The sequence below is a fragment of the Streptomyces sp. NRRL S-1813 genome, from assembly GCF_000719605.1.
Classification (GTDB): Bacteria; Actinomycetota; Actinomycetes; order Streptomycetales; family Streptomycetaceae; genus Streptomyces; species Streptomyces decoyicus.
In genome coordinates this window covers 18,636-29,773 of record NZ_JOHB01000055.1, presented here as the reverse complement: position 1 = coordinate 29,773, position 11,138 = coordinate 18,636, and the positions used below count along the sequence as shown (strand labels likewise).

At 68.1% G+C, this 11,138-nt stretch carries 6 protein-coding genes and 1 pseudogene; 4 read left to right on the top strand and 3 right to left on the bottom strand.

Translation table 11 applies throughout. The features are described 5' to 3' along the window. Positions 1-472: 472 nt before the first annotated feature. Positions 473-2,866, top strand: a complete 2,394-nt coding sequence (locus IF67_RS0137290) for a DEAD/DEAH box helicase (protein ID WP_030993325.1) — start codon at positions 473-475, stop codon at positions 2,864-2,866. A gap of 34 nt (positions 2,867-2,900) precedes the next feature. Here IF67_RS0137290 and IF67_RS40655 read toward each other — a convergent pair whose 3' ends face one another. Then, positions 2,901-4,211: a zinc-ribbon domain-containing protein gene (locus IF67_RS40655; protein WP_051819069.1), complete on the bottom strand. Its 1,311-nt coding sequence runs from the start codon at positions 4,209-4,211 to the stop codon at positions 2,901-2,903. Positions 4,212-4,229: 18 nt separating this feature from the next. Continuing rightward, a pseudogene (locus tag IF67_RS46445) lies at positions 4,230-4,463 on the bottom strand (zinc-ribbon domain-containing protein); the annotation flags it as partial. A gap of 397 nt (positions 4,464-4,860) precedes the next feature. Here IF67_RS46445 and IF67_RS0137275 point away from each other — a divergent pair. Both IF67_RS0137275 and IF67_RS45890 read left to right on the top strand, forming a co-directional pair. Next, entirely contained in the window at positions 4,861-7,116 is a 2,256-nt protein-coding gene (locus IF67_RS0137275) for a hypothetical protein (protein ID WP_051819068.1), read from the top strand. A 217-nt stretch (positions 7,117-7,333) separates the two neighbouring features. Beyond that, complete coding sequence (locus IF67_RS45890) at positions 7,334-7,465, top strand: hypothetical protein (protein ID WP_267959246.1); 132 nt, start codon at positions 7,334-7,336, stop codon at positions 7,463-7,465. Between the two features lie 19 nt (positions 7,466-7,484). On the opposite strand, the gene IF67_RS0137265 is transcribed toward IF67_RS45890, so the two are convergent. Further along, complete coding sequence (locus IF67_RS0137265; protein ID WP_234341623.1) at positions 7,485-9,791, bottom strand: DEAD/DEAH box helicase; 2,307 nt, start codon at positions 9,789-9,791, stop codon at positions 7,485-7,487. A gap of 182 nt (positions 9,792-9,973) precedes the next feature. Here IF67_RS0137265 and IF67_RS0137260 point away from each other — a divergent pair, with 182 nt between their 5' ends. Beyond that, entirely contained in the window at positions 9,974-11,014 is a 1,041-nt protein-coding gene (locus tag IF67_RS0137260) for a TniQ family protein (protein WP_199812849.1), read from the top strand. Positions 11,015-11,138: the final 124 nt, after the last annotated feature.

Here is an 11,138-nt window from a genome sequence, read left to right as displayed (position 1 = left end):
GGGTTGGAACGCGCTGCGCGCGTCCAAGCGAAACCGCCGGGCTTCGCCCGGCGGTCCTGGGTCCGCTCCGCTCCCCCAGGAGCAACCTCCGCTTCGCGGAGGTTGCTTGACGAAGTGTTCGTTGACGGGTGGCTTCGCTCGCCCGTCAACGAACTGGACTGCTTCGCAGTCCAGTTGGGCAGGTCCGCTTCGCTCCCCTGCCTAAGGCTTTCCGGCTTCGCCTTCAAGCCTAGCCCGCTGTGCGGGCAGCTGGTTACAGGGTCGAGGATTGCTCGGGGTTGAGTGTCCGCCTCGGCATGTACTCGGACGGGGGCTGTTCTTCCAAGCCCGCACGATGTGGGTAGTGGCCCTGTCATAGTGGGGTGGAGGTCCGAGTTCTACAGCAGTCTGCAATCAAAAATAGGCACGGATAAAGTCCACGCTGAGCGGGTAGTGCCTCTACCGGGTGCCCCGGGGTGAGAGGTGACGCGCTGTGGCGACTCAATGGAAGCTTCGTCCTCATCAGGTCGAAGCTGTTGACGCGGTGGTTCGAGCCTTGGCGCAAGTTCCTGCTGAAGGATCACCAGGTGGGGTACGGGCCCAGGTTGTTGCTGCCACTGGCACGGGGAAGAGCCTGATCGCTGTCCACGTGGCGCGGGCTCTGCGTGCACAACGGGTTCTGGTTCTTGTTCCCACGCTCGGGCTGTTGGCCCAGACCGCGTCGGTGTGGCGCGAGGCGGGGCGTCGGGGTCCGATGTTCGGTGCCTGTTCGCTGTCGGGCGAGGACGCACAGATTCTTCAGTGCACCACCGACGAGGCGGAGTTGGTGGGGTGGGTTTCGGGCCTGGAGTCGGTGACGGTCTTTGCCACCTATGCCTCGCTGGGGCTGGGGGTCCTGGAGCGAAGTCATCGCGCGGGGCTGGGTGCGTGGGACCTCGTGGTGGTGGATGAGGCGCACCGGACGTCGGGGGCGTTGGGAAAGGCTTGGGCGGGAGTCCATGACGATGGTCGGGTGCCGGCACTGCGTCGGTTGTACATGACGGCTACGCCGCGGTTGTGGGAGGTGCCGGATCGGGAGGGCCCGGAGAGGGGGGGTGAGTTGGTTGCGTCGATGGACGATGAGGCGGTGTTCGGTCCTGTGGTGTACCGGCTGTCGCTGTCGGAGGCGATCGAGCGGGGGCTGATCGCTCGTTACCAGGTGGTATGTGTGGACATCGCGGATCCTGGGCTGCCCGTGACCGAGTTGGCTGGGGGCGCGGGCAGGACGGCTCGGGTGCGGGGGGCGCGGCTGGCGGCTTTGCAGACGGCGGTGGTGAAGGCTGCTGCGGAGCGGCGGTTGAGACGGTTGCTGACGTTTCATTACCGCACGGGTGAGGCCGAGGCGTTCTCCAGTGGCCTGGGTGGGGTGGCGAAGGAGCTGCACGAGAGCGATCCGGGTCTTTACCCGGGGGCTGATGGGGTGTGGGCGGACTGGCTGTGCGGGGAGCACAAGCCTGGGCACCGGAGTCTGGTGCTGGAGGAGTTCGCGTCGGAGCCGGAGGTTGGACCGGGGGCGGCGTGGGTGCGGGTGCTGTCATCGGTGCGGGTGCTGGGTGAGGGGGTGGATACCAAGGAGTGCGATGCCGTCGTCTTCGCGGACGTGCGGGGGTCGGCCGTCGACATCGTCCAGGCGGTGGGGCGGGCGCTTCGGATGCAGCCGGGCGAAGGCAAGGTGGCTTCCCTGGTCGTTCCTGTCTTCCTCGGGCCGGGTGAGCAGCCTGACGAGATGTTGGTCTCGCGGGCTTACGGGGAGCTGGTGAAGGTTCTCACGGCTCTGCGGGCGCATGACGCCCAGGCCGTGGAGCAGCTGGCCGCTCCCCAGGTGGCCGGGGGCCAGTCGGGCGGCGGGATGGTGGATGTGCCTGGCGAGGTGGGCAAGGTGGCTGCGGAGCTGTTGTCGTTCTCTCGGCCTCGGGATCCCGCGCAGCTGGCGGCGTTCATCAGTCTGCGGGTGTTGCAGCCGGAGAGGCAGTTTTGGAGGCGGGGTCTGGCGGCCGCGCTGGCCTACCGCAGTGACCATGGTGATCTGGCGGTTCCGTATGAGTACCGGACTGCGGACGGGTTCGCTCTGGGGGTGTGGATCGCCCGGCAGCGCAGTGCGCATACGCGCGGGGAGCTCAGCGAAGAGCGCGTGGGCCAGCTGGAGGAGCTCGGCATGATCTGGTCGCATGCCGAGGTCGCATTCGCTGAGGGGCTGTCTGCGGCGCGTGGATGGGCCCAGGAGCACGGGCACCTGCTGGCACCGGCCGATGCCATGTGGGAGGGGTACGCGGTGGGGGTGTGGCTGAAGAACCAGCGGGCGGCCGCGCGACAGGGCGAGGACGGGCAGGGGGCGGGTGGGCTGAGTACGGCCCGGCGGCAGGCGCTGGAGGACATCGACCCGTCGTGGTGCCCTTCGTGGTCGGTTGCCTGGCAGCGATGCTTCCACCTCGCCCGCCTCCACGTCCAAGGCGGGCAGGCCCTGCCTCAGGTGTCGGGGCAGGTGGTGGTCCAGGGTGACGATCTGGGGCAGTGGGCCAGCCGGCAGCGGCGTCAATGGGACAGCCTCGGGGCGGCGCAGCAGTGGCTGCTGCGAGAAACACTCGGGCTCGGCCCCGTGCAGGAGCGTGAGCAGGGTGTGGTGGCGCCACGGCGTACCCGAGCTGAGGTGTGGGCGGCGAACCTGGCCGCTGTCCGCCAGTACCAGGAACGGGAAGGGCACCTGGAGGTGCCCCACCGGCATATCGAGAAGGTCGGCCGGGACGAGCACGCACTGGGAGTGTTCATCGCCAACAGCCGCTCCCGCCGCACACGGCTCGCGCCCGAACGGGTCGCAGAACTCACCGAGCTCGGAATGCGCTGGGAGTGAGTCGGGAGTGGGGGCAGCCGAAGAGTGCCTGCCTTCAGGAGGCGCGCTGGCTTCTGCGTGAGCGGGGGCAGTGCTGGCAGACCATGCCCTTGCTTCGGTTGGCCACGGAATCTTCGGCGGCGTGTCCCTGACTGCACAGCCACCACACCACGCGCCGGGTATACGGCGTAACGTGCGTGGGCAGGAGGGGCCCGTTGAGCGTTGGATGCCACTGCGCGGCAAGATCCGGTCTACGTGCCGCAAGCGAGGTCGTCTCGGTGACGTAGCGGCCGGAGCAGAAGCCGCATCCGGTTCCCTTGCCGACACGCTGGTCGATCTTGGCGCGCCATACGTGTCCTGCAACACACAGCCACCACACCTCTTTGCCGGAGTGGGCGGTGACCTGCGCCGGGGTCAGCTCGCCGTTTCGGTGCGGATGCCATTGCCCGGCGATACGGGGGAATTGCGCTGCGAGGGATCTGGCTCCGTGGTCCTGGGCGCGCAGCGCGTTGACGGCGCGGTCTGCTTCTTCCTGGGCGACGAGTCGACCAGCGGCGATGTACGTCACGGCTGCTTCTCGCGCAGCGGCCGTGGGGAGGTAGTCCTCGTCGATCATTTTCTGCATAACCGCCGCTGCTACCTGGAAGGGTTGCGCGGCTCTCGGCGCCGTGGTGTCGCAGGGGCCGGTCAGGGGCAGCGGGTGCTCGCGCACCCTGATCACTTTGTAGTCGGCGCGTTGCAGCCGCTGTGTCTTCTCCCGGTCGCGTGTGCCGGTGTCCTTGTGCCAGTAGAAGCCGTCGTACTCCACCGCGATATCGCCGAGGACCATGTCCACCCGCAGGCGCTGCCTGTGGGGCGTGCTCAGGCGCACGTCACGCTTGAGCGGCTTCAGGTGACCATCCAGCACGTGGCGAAGTTCGGCGAAGGCTCTCACCTCCACCTCAGATGCGCCGGTGAGCTTGCACTGGTCGCACGCGCTTCCTGCGGACCGTTTGAAGACCATGGCTCGCCATTCGTGGCCGCCGGCGCAGCGCCACCAGGCGTTGAGCCGTGCCCCGTAGGGAATTTGGTTTGGTGTCAGGTCCTTGTTACGGGTGGGGTGCCACTGCGCTGCGAGTTCCGGGTGTCGGGTAGCGAGGTCGTTGCCGTACCCGACCTTCTGGTTGGCGCAGTACGGGCATCCGGAGCGCCTGGCGGTGCGGTTCGCAACGACGGCCTGCCACTCGTGGCCGCAGGAGCCCAGCCACCAGACTTTCCGGTTGGACTTGGGGGCGATGCTGTCGGGTTGTAGGTCGCCATTGCTGGTGGGATGCCATTCGCAAGCTACCTCGGGGAATCGGGCCGCCAGGTCGTTGCCGTAGCCCACTTTGCGCCTCCCGCAGTAGGGACATCCGCACCCGCGGCTCCTGCTGTGGACCACGGCCTGCCATTCGTGGCCACACAAGCCGAGCCACCACACCTTTCGGCTTGACCCCACTGCGATCGAGTCCGGAGTGAGGTCACCGTTGCGGGTGGGATGCCATTCACCAGCTACATGCGGTGCGGCCGACCTGAGGCTGATCCCTCTGGCCGGTCTCAACTCGTGATCGCCGGTGACGGGTCGGGATGCAGATGTCATGGCCGTGAAGTTAACGCCCGCCGCTGACAGCGGCTTTGGCGTGGAGGCTGAAGGGGCCGACCGTTCCGCGCTGCGTGCCGTGGTGGCTGCGGCGGAGGCGGAGTCGATGGACACCTGCGAGTTCTGCGGGGCACCCGGCAGCGTCCGTACCCGCAATGACGAGCCGGACAGCTGGCGCAAAACCGTGTGCGCCGCCTGCCACCGCAGGTGGTCCACTCACCGGCTCATGATCGTCATGGTGTGGTGCGGGAGCGGCAGAGATGATGCAAGGCCTCGTCTCGGGCTCGCGTTACCGCACCAGCCCTCCGGCCAGCACGTTCAGGCCAGTTGACCCCGCCTGCCCCTTGCTGTCAGTCCCCGCGGCTAGGCTTCAAAGCCGGTCAAGGAGGAGGTTTGCATGAGCTACGGTCTGCTGACACCGGATGTGCCGCTCGGCCCGTTCGAGGGCTCGCCCATCACCGTGTGGTCCACCCAGGGCAAGCAGGCCAAACTGCACGCCAGTTCTTCGTGTTCCTACCTGCGCTCCGCCCGCGCCACCGAGCGGGAGGTGCATCTGGATGCCTCGGTGGTCGCCCGGATGTGCCCGCAGTGTGGGGCATACAGCTCCTGGGCTCGGCCCGGGACGGGTCTGGCTGTCTTCCTGGACACGCTGACCGGGCTGGGCCTGCTGTATGAGCTGGACAGCTTCCGGGACGCGGACGAGGACGCCTCCAGTGACGAAGAGGTCCGGCATGCGGCCGACCTGCTTCACCGGCCTGCGCCCAACGTGTCCACGGACACCGCCGCAGAGGACGAGGCAGAGGACAACGAGGACGCCACGTGGGAGGAGTTGCAGGAGGCTCGGCGTGTGCGCGAGGCGGTGTTTCGTGAATGGCGCGGCGCGTTGGCGAGCATGCACCGTGCGCACCAGCAGCTGGAGCTGTTCGCGTGGTTGAGGTCGTGGGCCACGGCTGCGCTGCAGCTGAAGGCCGATCGGCTGCGCGCCGTGCAGGTGCAGGCCCGGCTGCTGGTCACGGAGGGTGCGCTGCTGGCGGCGGCAGCGGCAGCCGCCATGCAGGAGCCGGATGTCCCCGCCGACGACGAGGCGTTCGCTCCACTGGGCGCTCCTGCCGAGGCGAGGAAGAAGCTGTTGTCGCTGTGGTCGCGGTGGCAAAGGACGGTTGAGGACAGCTGGGATCCTCCACGGGAACAGGCTTACCTCGTCCACCATCTGGCAGACGGAATGAGCAGCCGCCGCAAGGGACGCGATCAGATGCTCGAGCGCGCCCGGGCCGTACTGGCCGAATGGGAAAGCCGTGCCCGGTTGGCGGTGAAGCGGAAGTATGACGAGCAGGTCCTGGTCGCGTGCCTTCCTCACGACGCGGCGACGGAGCGCGATTCCCGCAGGTCACTCCTTGACCGGTTGGACGAGTGGGAGCTGGGCGTCCTCGCCGTGTACACGGTTGACACCGTCTGGCAGCCGCAGTCCGTCATCACTGTGCGGGTACCGGAGCCCGTGGCGGCGCGCCTGCTGACGCAGCAGCACGGCCTCTTCTACACCGAGAGGAAGGCTGCCGTGATCGAACCCGCGCCCGAGACAGTGGCAGCACCCTCTCTCCTGGCGGAACTATCTTTCGGGCCGGGGGTGTTCGATGACACTCCGGTCCGCAGCAGGCGCCCGGTCACCCTCGCGCACCTGCGTGCGCTGCGTGCCGCGATGCGGGATGCGGAACAGCTGTACGTCGTCTTCTCCGTCGACGCCGGCCTCGAGGTCGTGGCGCTGAGCGTCCTGGAACAGCGCTGCGCTGCGGGATGGCGAGGCGTCATCATTGCGGGCGCCAGTGACCTGCCCGACGCCCTCTTCGATAGTCGGCCCACCGTTCCCGGTCAGGACGTGCCGGAAGACGGGGAGATCTGGCCCGAGCGTGTCTACGATCCGCATCACGCGGCGTTCGGCGCCGGACTGGGTGTGGCGGAAGGCGAAAGGCTGCTGGTGCGGCTGTGCGCGGGGCGCCGGGACGTGGGCCACGCGATGCGGTCGCTGGCTCTGGCGCGTGGCATGGCCGATCTGCGCCAGTTGGAGACTGCCGGGTACGACGACCGGGGCCTTGCGCGCCGTCCCTTCGCCGCCGCGGTCTGGCACGGTCTGCTGGCCATGGAGCAGCTGGACCTGCAGCCTTTCGAACCCGACACCGAGACCGGTTGGCGGCACGGGTCGGGGCTGCCGCTTGGCGTGCTCGCCCGGGTGCAGGTGTACACCTCCGACGCGGCCGGCCAGTATCAGGGCCGTGCCCACTCCCCCGGCTGCGCCCACCGGCGTCCGGAGCACGGCGTCGGCCGAGACGACGACCTGGTGACCCTCGAGGAACTCATGGGCAGCAAGGACTTCGACCCCTGCAGCAAGTGCGGCGGATACGCAATACGCCGCCTGGACCACGACCAGGTCGCCTACTACCGCGCTGCGCACCGGCTGCACGATCTGGCAGGGCAGGTGCATGCTGTGGCCCGCAAGGATGGCGGGGACGGCTCGGAGTTGGCGGTCGAGCTGGAGGAATTCACCAGCCTGGACCGCGATCGGACCGAGGCGTGGTTCCCGTCACGGGAACAGGCCCGCCAGTGGCGGGAGATCGTGGACCGTCTGCGCCGTACGCTGCCCGGGCCCGGATCGGCATAGCGCAGCCCCCGCCCGAAGCAACGGGTGTCCCGGCTCGCCACCCGGTGATGCCGCCGACCCGCACACAGGCAGCAGCCACCGCACGCCTCCCCGACACATGCTCCTCCGCCGACCCCGGAGGGGCCCGAGGCGTGCGCACGGCCAAGGGCGTCGTGGCGTTCGACTCCGCGTCTGCCGAGGATCTGTGGAGACGCGAGTCCCCGCCGCGCTCACGGCCATGGAAACCGGCACTCCGTTCGCCGACCCCCTGCACATCAAGGTGCTGCACGACCTGGTCAGGCAGGACTCGGCTGCCGCCGTGGTGGAAGGGACCGGCACTGTTCAACATGGTCTCAGGCAGCTGGATTGATCGTGGCCGAGGATGTCGGTCACCGGATCCAGCGGATGTCCAGGGCTTCCAGTGCATGGCGTTGTTCGTGGGTGAGGCGCAGTGGGTCGCGGCGTTTGTCGGCGATCCAGGTCGCCAGGTGAAGTCCGGTGTCGGGGCAGAGGTAGTCGTAGGGGACTTCAAGGTGCTGATGGCTGCGCCAGAAGGCGCGTGCCGCGCGCAGTCCTCTGGCGAAGGCCCACGCTGCATGGCCGCGGGGGCGGCGAAGGAGCAGGGCCAGGGGGTGGCGCAGCGGGAGTGTGCCGAGGAGTTCGTGCTGGTCTCTGTGGAGGGTGGGGAGGGCGTCGATCTGTGTGTCGAGCCAGCGGGTGAGGAGGGTCTCGTCGGTGTCGGGGCGCAGGTCGGGGAACGGGAGGTTGCCGGCGCGGGCGGCTGCAAGGGCCTGGGCGTAGGTATGGTGCCAGTGTTTCGGCCAGTGGGTGTTCCACCAGGGGTAGATCTCGTTCAGGGCACGCTGATAGCCATAGGGCAGGATGCGCTGGCTCGCCTCCCGGCGGCGGTCTGCGATCCAGCGGCCGAGACGGATTCCGCCGAATGTTTCTTCGAGGTGCGGGGCGAGGTGGCCGTGACGGGCTTTGTAGTCCCGGGCGATCTGCAGCTTGTGCTCGATGCTGTGGTGGGGGTGGGGCCAGATCATGCCGAGGGTGTCGAGCTGTTCGATGCGTTCGGGCAGGAGCATGTGGTTGATGCGCAGGGAGCGCTGGCGGCCGAGCCACCAGCCGAGGTAGAAGTGGTCGGGGCCGAGGTAGCGGCTGGGGACGTTGAGGTGGCCGTAGGTGTCGAAGTAGCGCTGGGCACTTTCGAATCCGATCTGCCATACCCGGTTGGGTGCTCCGGTGGCCTGGAGGTCGAGCAGGGGGATGATCTCGTCGGCGCGTTCGGGCCGGGCGGCGACTCCCAGGTTTTCTTCGGAGTCGTCGGAGATAGCCCAGTCGACACGGTGGATGACGTGCTCGTCGTAGGTGCTCAGGGCGATGAGGACCTGGTAGAGGAGCCGGTAGCGGGTTCCTTTGACTCCCTCCTCCAGCTCTTGTCCGGGTTCCATGAAGACGGGGACGATGATGGTGGAGATCTTGTCGTCGCCGGGGTTCTGGCGCAGTGCGCGGCCGACGGCTTGGGTGATGTCGAGGGAGCTCTGCTTGGAGTCGGCGAAGAGGATCGAGTCGGTGCTGGGGACGTCGATGCCCTCGCCCAGGCAGCGGCAGTTGGTCAGGACCGCTCGTTGAGGGGTGGTGTCGGGGCTGGGGCTGTTGATCGGGACGGATGCGAAGGCTTCGAGTGCCTGGCGGCGGGCAGCGGGGGTCTGCTTGGCGTTGACGGTGCCGGCGAGGAGAGGCGCTTGCGTCGCTACGGGCATGAGCGCTGCTGTTTCTTGGAGGGTCTCGGCGAACACGCCGGCGGATGCGATGAGGCGGTGGAAGGTCAGGGTCCGCCGCAGGTCGTATCGCTTCTGAGCACGCAGCAGGGCGATTTGGGCGGCTGCCACGCGCAGTCCTTCGGCTCCGGCGGATGCGATGGAGGCGTAGCGCAGGACGCGGTGCAGCTCGGCGTCGCTGATCTCAACGGCGACGATGCGGTAATCCGCGAGGAGGCCTTGGTCGATCGCTTCGGCGAGAGAGATGCGGTAGACGACGGGGCCGTAGAGGCTGTGGTCGTCCATGGAGGCCACTTCGCAGCCGATCGCAACGTGTGAGCCGGCTTTCTCGTCGAAGACGCGCGGAGTGGCGGTCATGTAGAGACGGTGGCGGGCGGGCAGGACGTCGTTGTCGTGGATGACGCCCCAGGCTTTGTGGCGGTTGCCAGCGGTGCGGTGAGCCTCGTCGGAGATCACGATGCCCCAGCGCGGCAGGTGGTGATCGCGGTGGGCTCGGGCCAGGTTGTTCAGCGACTGATAGGTACAGAAGACGTTCACCGGGCCGTCGGTCAGGGAGGCGTGACGGGCGAGTTCGCCCGGGTCATGGATCATGGTGAGAACGCCGCGCAGCGGACGGACCTGAGGGTCGTCGCGCCCGCAGTAGCCCAGGTAGATCCCCTGTCGGCCTTCCTGCTGCCAGACGGTGGCCGTCTGTTCGAGAAGGTCCAGGGTGGGCATCACCACCAGCGCGTTGCCCTGGGGAGCGGTCTCCTGGACGGTGTTGAGGGCGACGAGGGTCTTGCCCGTTCCGGTGGCCATGACGACGCTCACGCGGGGAGCGCCGTCGGTGAACTCGTGGACGCAGGCGTCGACGGCGAGTGTCTGGTGGCCGCGTAGTGGTGTTCTGAGGCCGTTGCTCGTCAGCGTGGCCACGATGCCCTCCTGGCAGCGGATCGTCACGTTGCGGATCAAGAGTCAGACCCGTGCCGTGGAGGCTGTCGGGGCGTTGCGACCTGGTTCACCCGAAGGAGTTAAGGACGCTTGACCAAGCTGTACGGCGCCTGGCGACGATAGAACACAGGCGTGCGGGGCGGTCGAAGAAGAGGGGGAACGGCGTGGTACTGCAGATGCCGGGGCTCTACGGTCCGCGTCAGCCCCTGCCGCTCCGGGTCCAGCCTCTGCCCGGTGAGTCGACGGGGTCGTTCGTGAACCGGCTGGCCCACGCCAACGGGCTGGGGCTCGCGGATTTCCTTCAGCGCGTGGGCCAGGGCACGGGATCGTCGTCGGACGATGCGGCGCGCGTGGCGAAGTATCCGCAGTGCACCGAGATGTACGTGAACGGGCCGGGCCTTGAGTATCTGGCCATGCTGGCCGGCGAACCGGCGGCCGTGTTGCGGCGGGCACTGCCCGGGCTTGCCACGCGCCATCTTCTGCCCGGTAACGCGGATGCGGTGTGGAAGTGGCCCTGGCAGCCGTCCGAGGGTCATCTCGTACGCTGCTGCACGAGATGTGCGGAGGTCCGCGGGGTCAGGGAGCCGGCCTGGTGGCTGATGTCGGACAGCTGGCGGGTGTGTGCCCGGCACCGGCGGTGGTGCGACGACTCGAGGACGGAGCCGCAGGACGAGCTGCCCTTGAAGGAGCTTCCCGAGGTCGTCACCGCACACCTGGAGCGTGCCCGGCTGCACAAGCAGTTCGGCCGGTCAGGTGCGGAGCTGTTCGCCGACGCTTTCCAGGTAGCGGCGGACTGGTGGCGGGCGATGCCCATGGTGCTGCGCTGGGTCCACCGGGCGTGGGCATGCGGGCTGGAGGACCGCAGTAGCCGGGTGATGCCACTGGTGATCTACCCGGAAGCGGCACGGCTCGCACAGCTGATGGCCGAGTTCGAGCAGTCGGACATCCGGGACACCAATGCCCGCGCCCGGTGGCTCGGCAAGGCCGAGGCGCTGATGGAGGTGTGGGAACTGGATGCCCAGGCAGGCAGGGGCCCGTTGCTGGACTGGCTGCACCGCCACCGAACACCGGCCGCGACCGTCCCTGCAGACACGGAAACGCAGCCGGCCACCAGAACCAAGCAGGAACGGCTGCCACTTGCACCGGGACACAACCGGCTCGTCTCACCTACAGGCCCGCTGGAAGCACGATCATGCCTGACCTGAACCGGCCTTGGCAGCCGCGGGTGCCCGGCCGCGCCCGCGTCTGACCTGCACTGGCCTTGGAGGAACTAGTGCTGGAAGCCATCCTGTTCGCCCTTGATCAGCCACTGTCAGTACAAGGACAGTT